Annotated in this window: 19 protein-coding genes; all 19 read right to left on the reverse strand. The window is 40.1% G+C overall.

Features of this window, described 5'->3' with window-relative positions:
• Nucleotides 1–24 precede the first annotated feature (24 nt).
• Nucleotides 25–246 (reverse strand): hypothetical protein, encoded by a 222-nt coding sequence (locus G3255_RS19115; RefSeq protein WP_211656190.1) that lies wholly within the window; start codon nt 244–246, stop codon nt 25–27.
• A gap of 265 nt (nt 247–511) precedes the next feature.
• Nucleotides 512–853 carry a hypothetical protein gene (locus G3255_RS19120; protein WP_211656191.1) on the reverse strand — a complete coding sequence of 114 codons (342 nt, stop codon included), beginning with the start codon at nt 851–853 and terminating at the stop codon, nt 512–514.
• A 23-nt stretch (nt 854–876) separates the two neighbouring features.
• On the reverse strand, nt 877–1434 hold the full coding sequence (locus G3255_RS19125; RefSeq protein WP_211656192.1) for a DUF6036 family nucleotidyltransferase: 558 nt from the start codon (nt 1432–1434) through the stop codon (nt 877–879).
• Between the two features lie 104 nt (nt 1435–1538).
• Nucleotides 1539–2600, reverse strand: a complete 1062-nt coding sequence (locus G3255_RS19130; RefSeq protein WP_249222406.1) for a DUF6094 domain-containing protein — start codon at nt 2598–2600, stop codon at nt 1539–1541.
• Nucleotides 2601–2662: 62 nt separating this feature from the next.
• Nucleotides 2663–3085: a hypothetical protein gene (locus G3255_RS19135; RefSeq protein WP_211656193.1), complete on the reverse strand. Its 423-nt coding sequence runs from the start codon at nt 3083–3085 to the stop codon at nt 2663–2665.
• Nucleotides 3082–3483, reverse strand: a complete 402-nt coding sequence (locus G3255_RS19140) for a DUF3846 domain-containing protein (protein ID WP_211656194.1) — start codon at nt 3481–3483, stop codon at nt 3082–3084. Before G3255_RS19140 ends, G3255_RS19135 begins: the two co-directional genes overlap by 4 nt.
• Nucleotides 3480–4268, reverse strand: coding sequence for a DUF3846 domain-containing protein (locus tag G3255_RS19145; protein WP_211656195.1), 789 nt, complete (start codon nt 4266–4268; stop codon nt 3480–3482). The genes G3255_RS19140 and G3255_RS19145 overlap by 4 nt, the downstream gene beginning before the upstream one ends.
• A 96-nt stretch (nt 4269–4364) precedes the next feature.
• Nucleotides 4365–4835 (reverse strand): single-stranded DNA-binding protein, encoded by a 471-nt coding sequence (gene ssb, locus G3255_RS19150; RefSeq protein ID WP_211656196.1) that lies wholly within the window; start codon nt 4833–4835, stop codon nt 4365–4367.
• Nucleotides 4836–4896: 61 nt separating this feature from the next.
• Nucleotides 4897–5295: a DUF6018 family natural product bioysynthesis protein gene (locus G3255_RS19155; protein ID WP_211656197.1), complete on the reverse strand. Its 399-nt coding sequence runs from the start codon at nt 5293–5295 to the stop codon at nt 4897–4899.
• 371 nt (nt 5296–5666) lie between these two features.
• Nucleotides 5667–6203, reverse strand: coding sequence for a hypothetical protein (locus G3255_RS19160; protein ID WP_211656198.1), 537 nt, complete (start codon nt 6201–6203; stop codon nt 5667–5669).
• A 290-nt stretch (nt 6204–6493) separates the two neighbouring features.
• Entirely contained in the window at nt 6494–6811 is a 318-nt protein-coding gene (locus G3255_RS19165) for a hypothetical protein (RefSeq protein WP_211656199.1), read from the reverse strand.
• A 221-nt stretch (nt 6812–7032) separates the two neighbouring features.
• On the reverse strand, nt 7033–11814 hold the full coding sequence (locus G3255_RS19170; protein WP_211656200.1) for a PKD domain-containing protein: 4782 nt from the start codon (nt 11812–11814) through the stop codon (nt 7033–7035).
• A gap of 11 nt (nt 11815–11825) precedes the next feature.
• Nucleotides 11826–13790 carry a cell wall-binding repeat-containing protein gene (locus tag G3255_RS19175; RefSeq protein ID WP_211656201.1) on the reverse strand — a complete coding sequence of 655 codons (1965 nt, stop codon included), beginning with the start codon at nt 13788–13790 and terminating at the stop codon, nt 11826–11828.
• Between the two features lie 94 nt (nt 13791–13884).
• The gene (locus tag G3255_RS20345) at nt 13885–14811 is read right to left on the reverse strand and encodes a peptidoglycan DD-metalloendopeptidase family protein (RefSeq protein ID WP_211656202.1); all 927 of its coding nucleotides are present in this window, start codon (nt 14809–14811) and stop codon (nt 13885–13887) included.
• Between the two features lie 23 nt (nt 14812–14834).
• Nucleotides 14835–15233: a hypothetical protein gene (locus G3255_RS19185; protein ID WP_211656203.1), complete on the reverse strand. Its 399-nt coding sequence runs from the start codon at nt 15231–15233 to the stop codon at nt 14835–14837.
• Nucleotides 15234–15315: 82 nt separating this feature from the next.
• Nucleotides 15316–15480, reverse strand: a complete 165-nt coding sequence (locus G3255_RS19190) for a hypothetical protein (protein ID WP_157824090.1) — start codon at nt 15478–15480, stop codon at nt 15316–15318.
• Nucleotides 15481–15538: 58 nt separating this feature from the next.
• Complete coding sequence (locus G3255_RS19195; RefSeq protein WP_211656204.1) at nt 15539–15703, reverse strand: hypothetical protein; 165 nt, start codon at nt 15701–15703, stop codon at nt 15539–15541.
• A 63-nt stretch (nt 15704–15766) separates the two neighbouring features.
• Nucleotides 15767–15931, reverse strand: coding sequence for a hypothetical protein (locus G3255_RS19200; RefSeq protein WP_211656205.1), 165 nt, complete (start codon nt 15929–15931; stop codon nt 15767–15769).
• Nucleotides 15932–15953: 22 nt separating this feature from the next.
• Nucleotides 15954–16811, reverse strand: a complete 858-nt coding sequence (locus tag G3255_RS19205) for a hypothetical protein (protein WP_211656206.1) — start codon at nt 16809–16811, stop codon at nt 15954–15956.
• Nucleotides 16812–16827: the final 16 nt, after the last annotated feature.

Consider the following 16827-nt stretch of genomic DNA (forward strand, 5'->3'; position numbering starts at 1 on the left):
TCTCTCCTGTCTCTCTGTAACTACTTAATAGCCTCTTTGAATACTGAAAGTGGTTATCTGTTGATAGAGGTATTCCATGATGAAATTTTCGGCATCTTCATAAGAAGAAGCAGTTTCCGTCAAAGTCGAATAGCCTTTAACGAGTAGGTCTAGTTGCTTCTTTCCGTCCTTTTCATCATCAAAGGCGACAATAATATAATCATTGGTCCTCGCACGATAATACACGGAGTAGTTTCCTTCATTCATAACTTCATCTCTCCTTCTAATAGAATTATTCAATATACTTTCCTCCGATCTACGAATGCGGCACCCAAAAAGTCTGCAGAAACGCAAAAAAGCCCCTGGGGTGATTGGTCAACATAGCAAAAAAGCTATGAATCAAATCAGCCCAGAGGCTTAAATAAAGTCGTCACCTGCGAAACCTAAAAGGTTTGCAAAAATAAATCAAAAGAAAATGTATAACCTTATTATATCAAACTCCAAATCATTTAGGGCAAAAAAATGATGCTCTCTATTTGAGAACACCATTTCCTTTAACTCTATTTTTATCGTCTAATCTTTTTCTCGCCTGTTCATATAGGTCTGCTAGCCTTTCACGATCTTTGACTCGTGAAAAATGTACCTTTACGCTCTTAGCCACGTCTTCTGCTCGCTCATCGTTCACATTGTACTTGAGCTTTACCAAACGGACTAAATTAGCTCTGGAAGGTGGTTTTGAAAGACCGGAAGAGACTAAGTCGTTTACCAATGCTGAAGTTAGAACCGCTGTAACTTTTCGATATTCTGTTCCACGTTTTAACATATCCCGCTTTTCTTCGTTAGCTACTTGTCTAACATCCATTAATTTCGACATACACATTCTCTCCTTTCAAAACCTTATTCTCTTTTCCAATCAATTCCTCTTGATGCCAGTATATCATCCCACTCATGAAAGTTGAATTCTGAAGTATTAAAGAAGAAGCTTTCTCCTTCTTCCACAAATTGAGATAACAGGGCAAGGTCACACTTTTCCATAATCGGTTTTGTTTTCAAATCCTCCAAATCTTTCTCCCGTTTAGAAATAAGTTTGGATAAAGCTAACATTTCTATGGAAGGAAGAAAAATTCTTAAGTTAGTAAAAGCAACTCCATCCATTTCATGATAACGAGTCCCATGTTGAAGATAAACTTCTTGGTCTGGCCATTCAGGAAATACACTTAGCAGCTGAAATACTCCCGACGTCTTGTCTAAGATTGTCTTTAGTTTTTCACGGCTATTTAACTTTTCTACACGGAAATCTATATCTCTTGTTCCACGAAACTCAGCATCTCCCAAGTGAAATAATAGAGCAGCACCGCCGAAAATAGCTATTTCTAATTCCACCTCTTCTGATTCGCAGACTGCATCGAGAACTGCAAGTTCCATTATTACGTCTTCGTAATTCATTTCAACCATATGCTTGCCTCCAATTCCTTGAATTATTAACATTTCTCGTACTTTAAAAAAGCTATTAACGAGTATTCTAATGGTTATTATACTCGTCAATAGCGTACTAAGTTCTATACTAGCTTTTTCACGATACCTTGCGGAGTGATTATTTTAACCGAAACCTCACGCTTGGTTCTCGACTTAACAATATTCGTATGCTCGGTCGATTCTTCGGTAATCACCTTAGAAACCTTTTCCATGCCTTGTACGGCGTGGAGATCGTCGCCGGTACCAATTAATCCATTGACCGCTCCGGACGCAAGCAACAGGGCCATCTGTCCTTGAGCGATATTAATAATTGGTTCACCGCCAATGCTTAGTTTCTTAGGCTTGGTTCTCTCCTGGAAAGCAGCAAACCCTTTATTGCCTTTGATCATTGAAATGAATTCACTTTTCTTTTCAATTCTCGAATAAAAGGTGGCCACTACCGGCTTAGTAGTTGGCACTTGCAGCGGTTCGATCGTTGCGGCAAGTTGTTCAACTGTCATCACTTGGTCCATAACAAAGTCCTCGCTCGAGCAAGCGGTAAGATGTTCGAACATCTCTTTGTTGATGGCCTTTCGTGTTTCTTTCTTTTTGCGACCAATGAAGATACATTGACGAAAATCCGGATAATCTTCGTCCGTAAATCTCGTCAAATGAGATTCTTCAAAGTTAGATGATAGAAACCTAGCGATTTTTTTATCACTGAAACGATACGATGGAATGATGTACATTACAACGCCGCCTGGTGCTAAATAGCGCGTTCCTCGAACCAGTTCCGTGTATTCTTTCCGCTCCGACTGTTCATCGCCATAGCCGACCATTGTGTGATCATATGGAGGGTTTAGAAAGACGAAACCAAAAGCATCATTGGATATGACCATTGATTCGATTGGTGCTTCTACCGTTACGTCTAAATGCTCTTCAGCGATTTGGGCTCTCCGTTTATCTAATTCCACCCCATACGTCTTTACAGTAAACTCTCTCTCTGTGCGATCTTCTGCTAGTTGCTGAAGAATCTTTCCTTCACCACAAGTCGGATCTAAAACGGCTGTATCAGCGGTAAAACTCAATAGCTGCCGCAGGTATTCCCCTTGTCGTGTCGGTGTAGCAAAAAATCCCGCTTTTAGTTTATTTCCAATTTGGCTCATAGTCATTAGTCCTCTCTTATTCACATTAGCGCTTAGTGGCCATGTGAAGCTCTTTTATTTTTTTATATGGATTCTCCCAAAGCTTCGCCAAGTATGCGAAGCGGTTCAATCATTTTGCAATGAAACCCTCCGGGATGTAAGTGCATGATTTTTAATCCGCTCGGCATCGTCATGACGTGAAATGTAGCATCCAAATGCTTTTGCTGCTCTCGGGTTAATGGAACTGGATCTCCCGATTCATTTCGGTCTGCTACAAAGACATTCCCGTAAACAGGAAATACATCTTCGTCGTGGCTCAAAAATAAGTTGAACGAAAGCTGCTCCAATTCAGTGATCAGACCATCATTCAAATGCAAATCGATTCCCATCGACAATGGAATGACATCTGCTCGACCGCCGACAAAGACGTCCATCTCGTGGTCGTTTTGCAGGGTAACTTCAGTCCACTGATTGTCGTTAGGTACTTTAGCAAGAAAGCGACTCATGATCTCACCCCCACATTTGCTCTTGGAGCGGCATTCACATCTATAATCTTGTAGAATTCCGCTTCATTTTTTACGCCAGTCAGTAAATGCGCACGTAACCAATCTACTTGTTCATTGTTCATGCTGATACAATTCCCAAGCTTATCGGTCGTTGCGAAAAACGCATTACCAAAAATCAGACGTTTTTTCTCTCCGTTTTGAATAACCAGACTAAGATTGTCCACGCTGGCATTTTCATACTGTTTTTCGTTAATCCAGATATCAATACCTTCGGCTAATTCTAAACGTTCCAAATGGCCTCCTACAAAACGCTCTCGTATTTCAAGAGTTGGGAGCGGCCAGTCGTTGAATGTCATAGCTCCTGGTCGGATGGTTAGAAATCCTAGTAAGTAGCTCATTCAAAGGCCCCCTTTTCTGGCTTTTTCATGATTTCGAAAGGATCAAAAACCATAAAGAGTTTACCTTCTTCACTTACTACTAATTCTGTTCTCTCTTGGACCCACTTCATTTTTTCAGCAGATAAAGAAATTGTTTCCCCTTGATCGCTTGTTGCTGAGAAATAGATAGGTCCGAATATATTTCGTGTTCTTCCACTTTTTTGTATTAAGCAAAGATTTAATGTATCGGGTGACGAGATAAAGAGATACTCATCATTCACACCTATCTCAATACCGTTTGGCAATTCGATGTAATCTATATTCCCGCCTACATAAATTTGCTTTTCTTTCAGTGAAGGCAAAGACACCAGCTCAAATCCTGGATCTTGTGGTTGTCTAGCAAGAAATTGAGATTCGATTTTTACAGGCGCAATCTCTTCTACAAAAAACGGATTGATCTTCACAATAAATTGTCCCGACGGTGTTTGAACAAGTTCTGAATGACTATTAAGCCATTTCACTTGTTCAGCATCCAAAGGCTTTAGTCTATTGTTTTCACCAATCGCTGCTAAGAGAACCGTTCTGAAAAATGGTTGTGAATCGCCATCATCTTCGACAACTGCCGTACTGAATGTCTCATAAGAGCCTTCGTATTGAGATTGCTCATCGTAAATTAATTGAATTCCCATCGGGAGTACGTACTCTCGGATGTGCTTTCCTACTACACGAGTCAAATCTTTTTCATTATTAATCTCAACTTCTACCCATCCTAGTTCCGCTTCTTTTCTCATTAAAAATGTCATCATTTAATTAGCTCCCTTCGTTCCAACTGGAACGGTAATTTTGGTAAATAAAAAAGGAGAAACCGCATTTCTGCAGCTACTCCTTTTACTCTTATGGCTTTAAAAAGGCAAATCGTCATCTGAGACTTCAAACGCTCCGCTGCCATTGCTATAGGAACCATTACTTGCTCCACTATAGGAATGTTCTTGCGTGCGATTCGATTGATTTGACTGGCCACCATTTGAATTCGACTCTTTCTTACTTGATTGACTACGTGGCTCAAGGAATTGAACGCTATCCGCGACAACTTCCGTGGTATACACACGCTTACCGTCTTGGCCTTCGTAACTGCCGGTTTGAATTCTTCCTTCAACCCCTGCAAGTTGTCCTTTTTTTAAAAAATTAGCCGTGTTTTCAGCTTGTTTACGCCATACTGTCACATTAATAAAATCTGCTTCTTTATCTCCAGCAGAGTTCGTAAAATTACGATTGACTGCCAAAGTAAAGCGAGCAACTGCTGTGCCTGAAGGCGTGTAACGAAGGTCCGGATCTTTTGTAAGTCTTCCAACTAAAACTACGCGATTAATCATGATATGTTCCCCTCTCAGTGAGCCACTCCGAAGATGTGGACTTATGCACGTTCAAATAAATTTACTTTCCGTGGTTAAAATGAGCTTCTTCCTCTTCATCATCCAAAACAAAGAAATATTCGGTGATTCTTTGAAGCAAGCTCTTTTTCTTGTGAACCGCTCCCTGGAAACTCCAGTGTCGATCTCCAGCTAAGCGCCACATGATACGTTCGTCCCCATACGAGAAAGCCATATCGTTTACCATCTGAATCGCTTGTTCGCGAGCATCTTCTTGATTGTCAGAACGAAGTCCGTAATGGCGGATTTTCCCGTCAGAAGTATTGATTTCCATTCGAAAAGTCCGCAAGCTACAATCTTTTAGTTTTGACGTAGAAAATGTTCCTTTTTTCTCTTTGGCATACACCGGATTTTCAACAAGTGAAAATGGATTTGGCCTCACCCTTTTTTGAATGTTGTTCATAAAATTACACCCTTTCCTAATGGTTTTTCACTTATTCTCTTTTTAAAAGAAAACGCAAAAAAGCCCCTGGAATGATTAGTCATCATAGCAAAATAGCTATGTGTCAAAATCAGCCCAGAGGCTTGTTAGTGTCATCACCGTCAGAACGTGTAACGTTCGACAAAATTAAAAAGAAAAATAAGTATGTCTAAATTATAGCTTACCTATCAATATGGGTCAAAACAAATTGAAGAAAATTCATGATATTTCTGTTCAATCATCAACCTAAAAAAACAAGAGCATCGACACTTGGCCGATACTCTTTGTTTACCGATTCTAATCAATTTCCTCTCTTACCAGACGATCTAAATTATCTTAGATGTTGTAAGAAATTAAGCCAATACTTTTTCTTTACGGCTTCTTCTCTCTGCTGCTGGCAGTAAGCCAAGCAATGGTTCTGCAATTCGATTGATTTTGGTAATCGAGTCATGTAAAGAACCAATCGTAAATCGTCGATTTCTCATTTGGAAATTGATTTCTCCATTTTTCATAAGGACAATGCCCACGCCTTCCATTTCATAAAGACCGGGCATACTACAATCTCTGTAGCGAGTCTCTTTGGCCAACTGAATCAATTGTTTTTGTTTCAGACTAGAAGAGATCGTACATTCAACTCCGGTAATCATCGGTTCTAATTTACCTGCGAGGTTATTGAAAACAAATTCGAAGACTTCGCTGCAACCTTCGTAATAAAACCGATACCCGTTCGTTTCTCTTCCTGGACTTGAAAAAGGAACAATTTCTAATGAGTTTTTCTTGTGACTCCATGTAAGAGTATTATTGCGCGTTCTCATGAAGTGTTTTTTCTCTAGGATTTGAAATAATCGCTCGGTCGGTTCATTAAAGAAACAAGTCACTTTAAATTGCATTAGAATTCCTCCTCTTCAATAAAACAACCTCTTTACGAACGTAATGTGGTACCAAAACAAAATAGGCACTCATTCTCTACACCCTTTCCTAAAAGCTTTTTTTACACTATTTTTGGACGAAAAAAAGCCTTTGGGTTGATTGGTCGCACAGCAAAAATGCTATGTGTCTAATCAGCCCAAAGGCTTGTTAAGTCATCTCCGTCGGAGCGGTTATGCTCGACAAAATAATAGAATCAAAAATAGGTATAACCAAATTCTATCAATTTAGGAGATGTTCTACAATGAAGTTCTTAGCTTTCAGGAAATAGAAAGAAACTATACTCGTCAGTTTCAGCTAGATTCACTAGAATGGTAAAGCGCTTTTGAGTGACTTCTTTTAAGATCGTATCGTTAGCTAATTCTAAATAAATTGAAGGACAGGACTCAACAGGTTTCTCATAGAGTTTAGAAACTACCGTTTTAACGCTTGTTCGGGAAGAGTCTCCAATCGGTTGATTCTTTTCAATAACCAGACTAGCAAATAAGAAAAGCTCTTTCCCACCACTGTCAGTCGGCACTATGTTCTTCGTCCGAGTGTATAAGTATTTTTCTATTTGATATGTCTGCATAGGAAAACCTACTTTCAAGCGATGTAATATATGTAGAACAAGAGAACGGGTATGATTTATAGGTTATTATAGTTTATAAAACCGGGAAAATAAGTAGTTCAATTGTTTTACTTTTTATATCTATACAGGGAATATATTCCTTGTTTTCATCATCTCACATTATGACCAGATAATAAAGTAAAAAAAGGCATTGCCAATAAATTATCAGCAATGCCTTTTTACTAATTTGTTCGATAAAAATCAAATGCTCCGTAAACGTCATTTACAATGTTTATGGATACCTGATTTTGTTTAACTACTCCATTTTTCCATTCTGCTTCGAATACGAAGTATGCCATACCAGGAGCCAAATGTTCGTCCGGATCCCCAGTCATTTTCTCATATACTTCTTTTTCGTATACAGGATGGGTTCTTTCGTCCATCACAGACGAAAGTGTTAGGAGATTACCTGTAATTTGTTCCCCAGCAAAGCTTACTGTCACTTTTTCGATGGGATGGTCTGTAACGACCGCTTCCGTCAAGAAACGCTCTCCTGCGTAAAACTGTTCTGGCGTATGCCCAGCTTCATCATGAATAGCTTGCCACTCTGCCGTGTGGTTTACAAACCCTTCAATTTCAAGGGGGATGGCTTCGAAAGTAACAGAGGCCATACCTTCACCATCATTGCTATCAACGGCTCTAACACGCAAATCATATGTCTGCGGAGCAGCTACAAACGAATGAGTAAGTGTATCCCCTGATTCTACATCTTCTACTTTATGGATTTCTTGCCACACGCCGCTTCTATTTTCTTCGAAAACGACTGTCATGGTATCGTCATCCAAATCAGTAGGCTTAGCAGTCAGCGTCACCGTATCGCCTTCATAAACCGTTTGGGGTGCATAAGTTAATGAAACTTCCGGTGGCGTGTTGAGCACTGTCAAAGCTTTCGTGAGCGGTGTAGATGCGCTTCCATCTGAGGTAGTTAAACGAATGTTCCACTTTCCAATCTGATCAAATTCATAAGACGGCGTTTTTTCTTTTGAAAAGTCTGTCCATGTACTTGTTCCAGGAGCTTGATAAGCCCATTGATAAGTGAGTTCATCATCATCTGGATCAGTTGAAGTATTAGCGAACGTCACTTCGGTATTCGTATAAACTGTGGTCGGATTCCATGTGAAAGCTGTAACTGGCGGACGATTCTCTACAGTTATTTCTTTTTCTGCAGAATGAGAATCCGCTCCATCATTTGCTGTTAATCGAATCTTCCATTGACCTTTTTTGTTAAATACCTGAGTTGGCTCACTTTCTTTTGAAAACTCTACCCACTTTGTAGTTCCAGGTTCTTGATAAGACCATTCATATGTTAATTTATCCCCATCAACATCACTTGAAGAGTTTTTAAATGTCACTGAGGTGTCGATGTGAATCGTTTCAGGATTCCATGAGAATTTTGCTTCAGGTGGCCTATTTTGCACCGTCAGTGATTTGATTATGGAATCTGTTCCCGCTCCATCTGAAACGGTAAGTCGGATCTTCCAAGTTCCTTTCTTTTCAAATAAGCGTTCTGGATTCTCAGTTGTAGAGAAGTCTATCCACTTAGAAGTTCCAGGTTCCTGATAAGCCCAAGCGTAACTGAGACTATCGTTGTCGAGATCTGATGAAGCATCTTCAAAAATGACATTCGTATCGTTATAGATGGTTGCAGGATTCCAACCAAAGTTTGCTTTAGGACCGCGATTTCCTACATTCAACACTTTCGTTTTGGAATGAGTCGCGGCACCATCAGAAACAGTTAATCGAATGCTCCAGCTGCCCTTCTTGTCAAAAGTTCTAGAAGGTTGTTCATCAGTCGAGAAGTTTTTCCATGAGCTACTTTCAGGCTCTTGATAAGCCCATTGATAAGTAAGCGAGTCTTTATCAACATCTGAAGAGCTGTTTACGAAATCTACTTTTGTATCATTGAAGATAGTCGTTGGATTCCAATTAAAATCAGCAACCGGCGGTCGGTTTTGAACTGTCATCGACTTTGTAACTGAATGGTTCAACGCTCCATCTGAAACGGTAAGTCGGATATTCCATTTCCCTTTTTTATTAAAGACTTGGGAAGGTGATTCGTCAGTTGAAAACTCAATCCACCCTGATGTTCCTGGTTCTTGATAAGCCCATTGATAAGTAAGTGTATCTCCATCGACATCAGTTGAAGCATCTGAAAACGTTACTGAGGTGTCATTGTAGATAGTTGATGGATTCCAGTTAAAGTCTGCGACTGGTGGCCGGTTATCAACCGACAATATCTTAGTCACTGATTTTGTATCCTCGCCATCGTTTGCTGTAAGCCTTACATTCCAGCTGCCCTTCTTATCTAAAACAAGCGATGGGTTTTCAGTTGTTGAGAAATCTACCCACGTTGATGTTCCTGGCTCTTGATAAGCCCATTGGTAAGTGAGCGGGTCTTTGTCGGGATCGCTCGATTCATTTTCAAAAGAAACCGTAGTCCCTTTAAAAATAGTTGATGGATTCCAATCGAACTCCGGTATAGGAGCTCTATTTACCACCCAAAAATCATTGGTGACGGTTGTGGAAGTATAAGGATCAGAAACGATTAACCGAAGATGCCATTTACCTTTAATCGGGAAATCTTGTACAGGATTTTCGTCTGTCGAGAAGTCAATCCAAGTTCGTGTTCTCGGCTCTTGATATGACCATTGATATGTCAATTCGTCACCATCGGCATCGCTTGCATTACTGAACAATTCGACTGTTGTATCGTTATAGATTGTCGCGGGATCGTAAGTAATTTTTGCAGCTGGCGGTGCATTAAGAATCGATAATGGTTTGAAAGAGCTTGAAATTGTGTCCCCATATCGGTTGAGGATACTAATTCTATATCGATACTCTCCACTACTGTTTAACTCTGTGGTCAGTGTCGGTGCAAACATTTTATTTGCTGATTCGTACACTGTCTTCCCTTTCGAATCAATAATTTCTGCTCTATAACTTACATAGGATGCAGTTTGATATTTACTATTGGTAAATTTAATTGTTTCTCCAGGTGTATATTCTGCCTTCTCTGATTCCATGCTCGGAGTTCTCATATCTACCACATCAAAGACTGCACTTTTATCATTATTCGTATACAGAAACTCTGTTTGTAACCTGTCGGAGTTTGTTCCGAATGTGACTTCGTACTTCCCTTCCTCTTTAGGTGAAAACGGGAAACTCATTTGTGCTTTTTCTCCACTAGCAGGCAATTGGAATAAATATGGCCGCAAAGCTGCAGTCACAGTACCTCTATCCGTACTAAACTTATGTCCGCTAACTGAAAAGGGAGAATTTATCAAATTAGAAGCTATTGAGATATCTTCACCAGAATCAAGATTTCGCAAATTTAACGAAGCTCTTTGGTCATTCTGTCCATTAAAGTCTGTATAAATTGAGTAATCGAATGATCCAATGTTTTCAAACCGGCCTCGAATATCAATAGGTGGAATCGACGCTGTATTAAAATCAAATCGTTTATTATCCAAATCGCTAGTTCCATTACCATAAGCCACTTCTTTTATATCGCTTACTATATAATCTGGACGACCTTTCCATCCTGACATAGCATTGTCGGTTGCAGCAATTAAATGGTTATCTGCTCCGACTAACGATACTATTTCTTCATTAGTACTTATGTTAGCAAAATCGGTGTTGGTCTCACTATTATTTGGTCTAAACCAATCAACTTTTTCAAGCGTAGTTGGGTGTAAAGCGTACACACGGCCCCGCTCATCCCCAAAATAGATTAATCCGCTCAAGTAAATTGGCTGGGTGGTAATCTTTGCATCATGTATATACGAAAGTTTTCCATTAAGGGTTGGATTAGCTAAGTTGAATTTTGTAATAGTTCCTTTTCCAGTTCCTTTAGAGCTATCAAAAGTAGACATATAAGCAGCACCATCTTGAATTAAAACGCCACCTGCGGAATCGTAGCCCCTAGAAAGACTATCACCCGCATAAAGCCAATCTCCATGAGAAGGACTAACTCGACTTGAACCATTTTTTCTATGGAAATAAACCCGCCCTTTTTTGTCTACTGCCACTATAGTGCCTGTTTCTTCATCAAAAGCTCCTGCTTTGGGAATACCGGATCGATACGTAATAACCGTATCTGGCGCATTTGAATAAAACTCGCCGTAAGATTTGTCGTATGTCTTGGCATCGTCCCAAACCAAACCGTATGATATAGAACCATCCTGACTTTCTGAAAAAGCCATAAAGCCTTCATTACGCTTAGGTAAGGAGATCAATCCAGTATATTTATCTCCTGACTGGTAGTCCGTGTTTGGCAGTTGATCCAAATCAAAATACCAATCGCGAACCATCGTGTTGCCATTCATGTAATGGAGTTTCGTATTTGAAGCAAATACATCACCTTGCCTGCCTAACCCCGAACTATAATGGCCACCTGCAGTCATATATTTGATCGCACCACCATAGTATCTGCTTGTACCATTCGGGTTTTGACCTGAAAAATTAAACTTTCTTTCTGAGTCTGATTGGTTCGCAATTGAAGACATATTTCCCATAAAACCTGAACTAGTACCGAAATATATTCCTTGCCCTAGACCCGGTATAGTCGTAATTCTCATATTTGATGATACTCTACCGTATTGTGACGGAAATTCTTGAGCAAAAGGGATACCTACATCATATTTCTCTGAAGTATCAGTTGACCCAGTTTGATTTGAAATCCCGTAGATCGTATTTCTTGATCCAAATAATACACGGTAAGAGGTAATAACCATACCCTTATCTAATGGAGCATCCCCCATAAAGGGGGCTCTAGATCCTAAACTCCAAGACTCTGACAAAGGTGGAATTACTGTCTCATCTAGAAAAGAGTTTGTTCCAGCTTGAGTAGCAAGAGGTTCCGCTGCGCCATGTCCGTATACCCGCTCTGCTGAAGCACTTGAAGGTTCGAACAGGAGTAACGCAACTGATGCTATGCTAATCAGTGCTATTAGAAATTTTTTCATCGCGTTCCCACCTATTTAAAATTAACTTCAAGTTCTTCAGGGAGAGGTCCTGTCCCCCCCATAAAATATGCATCCTTATTATTGGATTTTACCCACTCCAAAACATTGCTTTCAATTTCATTGGAATGAGTCAGTAAAACAGGCATATCCTGTCTGTATGCAAAGGAACTACCTGCTAAAGCATCAGGATAATTCCAGCCGTTCGCCATCCCGAAGGACGTAGTTTCAGGGAAGAAATTTTTAGCAACCGCTAAACTTGTTAGCGTCCGTTTGCTTCCACTTATACGGTCTACTTCGAATCCTTGAGAAATAAGGGAGTTTTCAACTGACTCTTCAACCGCTCCTGTCCCTCCGATAATCGTTACTTTTTCGATATTGGATTCGTCTAGATAAGTATTTAACGATGCTGGTATTTCATCTGAAGTCCGTAACATTAGAATAGGTTTATTTAGTTTTGCGGCTACCGGTGTAATTGAAAGTGCATCCGCAAATCTATGGCCATGAACCAAGAAAATTTCCTTAGGTTCAGAATCGACTTCAGCAGCAATTTCGATTGCCGTTTCTACTCGACTTTTACCTGCTAACCTAGTTGTAGAAAATCCTGCGTCCTCCACAGCATTCTCAACCTCCTGCGAAATTGCTCCGTCAGAACCTAGTATCAACACCTCACCATCAGGCTTTAGAAGACGCGTCATTTCTTTAATAACGGATTTAAGGACACTCTCTCTTTCATGTACGAGTAGAACTGTTCCATTTTTCACTTTCGATAATGCGCCTCCAGCTAAGGCATCCGGATAATTTTTCCCACTTGCTAAAACAATATGATCAAGTGAATGCTCTTCAATATCTTGATTCATTAGATGGTTTGTTTCATATCTATCAATTCCTCCGAAGCGGCTAAACGTGCCATCACCCTCAGTAGGTTCTGGATCTGTTGATGGTTCTTCAGGAGGTGTCGGGTCAGTCGGTGGTTCAGGTGTCGGGTCCGGGTCCGGCTCGGGTTCAGTTGGTTCAGGCGTTACGTCATCTACTTCAGGCGTAAATGACATTTCGAAGCTATATTTTTTATCAAAGAAGTTAGAGTTTTTTAATCTAAGTAAGAACTTGCCACTCAAATCCTCTTCATTCACATCAACACCTATTTTATATGTTTGATTTGCCATGCCCATGACAGTCTTGTTATAAATTACTTCCCATGTGCCATCCGTTTTTTCTGCAAGAACCATGTATGGAATGTAAGCTTCTCTATCCTTCCAACGGCTAAACTCATAATCAGAATAGTTTACTTCAATATCTAATTTCCCTTTAGTAGCTTTGGATTCGATAACAAAGTTATCATAAGAATCATGCTCATCTGACCAGGTTGAGTTTATCAGTTCTCCATTTTTCACTGTTGCATATTCAACAGCATTGAATTTGTGTGAATAATAATCGTTTGGTTCATGAGGATTCTCTTCTACAGGATTCGCTCTGAATTCTATGTCCACTGCGTAGGATGTGTCGCTACCGTCTCTATAAGTATTATAGTAATAGACGTTTCCATCGTATTTTCCATACTTTTTAGTATAATCAGGCTCCCACATAAGAGTATCTGTTTTTTCATCCAGGATATATAGAACGCCTTGCCCTACATCAGAGACACTTCCCCACTGCATGTATCCTCTTTCTTCCGGAATGATTACTTTCCACCAGTCATTGCTTGTCGCTGTTTCACTGTTACCTACCAAAGTTTTCACGCGTTTATTCTCTATACGATCTGCATATGATGGCTGTAAAATGATTTCTTTTGCGTCTTTCCAATTGTCATTTGGCTCTTCTTCACAAGCATAGCGAGGCGTTTCATCTTCATAGAAGAATTGCCCATTCTTACAGAAGTAGTCCCAGTCATTTTCGTTTGCGTTGGATTGAATCGGAGCAACAACTCCACTTGCAGCTAGCGTTAAAGTAAGCACACCTGATTTAATCGATTTTTTCATGATAGCTTCCCCCTTTTGATTATAGATAATATAACGTTATCTACTTATATTATAACAATAAAAGTGTGCCTAAGTATACATATTTTACGTTTTTTCACATATAATACTGACTATTTGCGTAGAAAAGAAGCGGATCGTACGGTACACCGTCAATTCGGATTTCAAAATGCAAGTGAGGGCCTGTGGAATTTCCGGTATTTCCGACTGTTCCAATGACGTTCCCTGGATTCACTTGCTCTCCTGCTGCTGACTGTATTCTATGTAAGTGAGCATAGCGAGTTTCAATTCCATCGCTGTGCGTTACAACGACTACATTTCCGTATCCTTTGATGAATCCAGCGAACTTAACTTTCCCTGCCATAGCGGGCGTAACAGGTGTATCTAAAACTCCGCCATCAGCAATGTCAATGCCGGCATGAAGCTTGTATTCACCCGTATATGGGTTTGTTCTCATTCCGAATAAGGATGTGACACGTTGAGTATATGGAACTGGCCACGAAAAGCCTTGCGCGTTCGGTACGCCTGACGGTACATCCCCCATATTTGGACCTTGCATTACATCGCCGTTGGGCTTGTAGGAATAGCTTGCAACCTGTATAAATGATTTTTCGGCATTATTTGCGTAGTACGAATTCTGTTTTGTCTTGATGAATGCTAATAAGGTTGGAGAATCAATGTCCTCTGAAAAATCGGCAGCTGCGGCAGAAAATTCTTGAGGGAATTGTTCAACTGTATCTTCATCGAAAAAATGCATTTCTACTATTTCATAATCAGTTGAGGATAAACGGGAGTTTTTCTCGAAGCTATTACGAAAAGTCGTCATTGCTTTTGACTGATCAAAAATGATCTTCCCACTGGCCAATTCATCCTCCACGATTTCCAAAGCAGCATCATGCGCCGCTATCTCTAAATCTTCTTTTAAATAATGAAGTGTTTGGGCCTTCGTTTGTAAATCATGATTCATCACCATGCCGCTTACAGCAATAAAAACAATGAAGACCATTCGCAAGACTACTTCCACTTAAGATATCCTCCTTTCAAAATCTACGGAATGTATTCGCTTTTTATTACTTGCGTTACGGTATAAGGCACGTAACTCTCTGGCCGATCGCAACTTGCAAAGTCGAAAGCCTCCCAAATGTTCATCATTGGACGAGGGATCGTTACAGAAACCGTGATGTCTCCACCTCTTGTCACAGGCTGATCAGTTCCTTCAATCTGGATACAAGCTGGATTATAGCCATGATTTTCTACTAGAATGTCTTTGAATTTACCATATAGTTCTTCATCGAATTGGCCATTTATTGCAGCTTCTTTTTGGACTTCATAAAGCGATATTTTGATTGATTCCTGAGTCGTGGCTGCATTGTGATATAAGATTGGTTGAAATACAGAAAACAGAAGCAAGCCGAGTGTCAGTACAGTACCTAAAATGTGGGCCATTATTCAATCCACCTTCCATGTCTAAAAATGAAGAGAAAGCAGAACGACATTGAAACCGCTCTGCTTCTTTTGAAAAATCAGCTTATGGTGCTGTAATAATCGTTGAATCTAGGCTTTCCAAGTTTCCAGTTACGCTTGCATTGGTTGTCGAGATAGAGTTGTTTAGCCCATCGCTGCCGAAAATGACGACAAACCCGATTCCTACTACTGCGATGATTGTGATCAAAAGTGCTACCATTTTATCCATTCCAAATTCCTCCTAATGATTGTCTATATAGTTTCTTGCGAGTAAACCCAAATAGTGATTAAGGCGCTGTGATGATTGTTGAATCTAGGCTTTCCAAGTTGCCAGTAACGTCTGCGTTGGTCGTTGAGATAGAATTGTTCAGTCCATCGCTACCGAAGATAACGACAAACCCGATTCCTACTACTGCAATGATTGTGATCAAAAGTGCTACCATTTTATCCATTCCAAATTCCTCCTAAATGATTGTTATATTTGATGTTTCCTTGTTCCCTAATTGGGGCTTAAATTATGGAGCGGTGATGATTGTGGAGTCTAAGCTTTCCAAGTTGCTCGTTACACTTGCATTAGTTGTCGAGATAGAATTGTTCAGCCCGTTGCTGCCGAAAATGACGACAAACCCGATTCCTACAACTGCGATGATTGTGATTAAAAGTGCTACCATTTTATCCATTAAAGTTCCTCCAATTTTGTTTTTACATATTCATTGCTTGATTTGTCATTTGGAACATAAACCACATAAACCAACCGATGACGGCAAATGCTGACAAGAAGAAAAACGTGTAAAAAGAGTTTCTTTGAACTTCCGCTTTTTGCAAGAGCATTTCTGATCGGCGATGGCCAAATACTTCGTTTTGTTCTTCCAATACTTGCAACGCATTATCTCGGTCCATCCTATGTAGACCACCTAAAAAATCTCCTAAAAACTGAGCGGTTTCTCCACCTAATGCAGCCTCAAAGTTCTGCCCTGCTAATTGAGGTGATTCCCGCCATTGACGCATGAATTGATTGAGCATCGGCTTAATGTAATGAACATATGGCAAAGTATCTTTCAGAAGATGATAAACGTTGATCTCTTCACGAGTATTACCAATTAAGTCTGTCTTTAGCATCGCGAATAGGGAGAATAATTCCCCTTCCTTCATTTCTGTTATCTTCTTAATACGACGCGCTAAGTAAAGGCGTATGAGCGAGAACTTGAAAACCGGTTCGGTTAAAACAGCCCAGCCTACTAAGAAGAGAATGGTGTTCGTCGACGTAGTTGTGAGGGAAAGATAAAGCATCCCGGATAACAATCCGACTACTCGAACCACTGCGAAGCGGTAATTCGTCAGCCAGGGAAGGTGCGCCTCTTTAAACAATTGAGTAATCTCTGATTCAGATGTCCGTTTTTTCGTGATTTCATTTTGCTTTCTCAAATGTCGTTTCATTCGATGCCGCATAAATCGTCTTTCTTCTTTTGAGTACAGTGCTGCATATGTCCGCATCATCGCAAGCACCACGAAAAGAATAAAAACGCTATATTGAATCGCGGTTAGTACATACGCAGTCATAGACATCACCCCTTCC

Origin of the sequence: Planococcus sp. MSAK28401, assembly GCF_018283455.1 — a bacterium.
Taxonomy (GTDB): domain Bacteria; phylum Bacillota; class Bacilli; order Bacillales_A; family Planococcaceae; genus Planococcus; species Planococcus alpniumensis.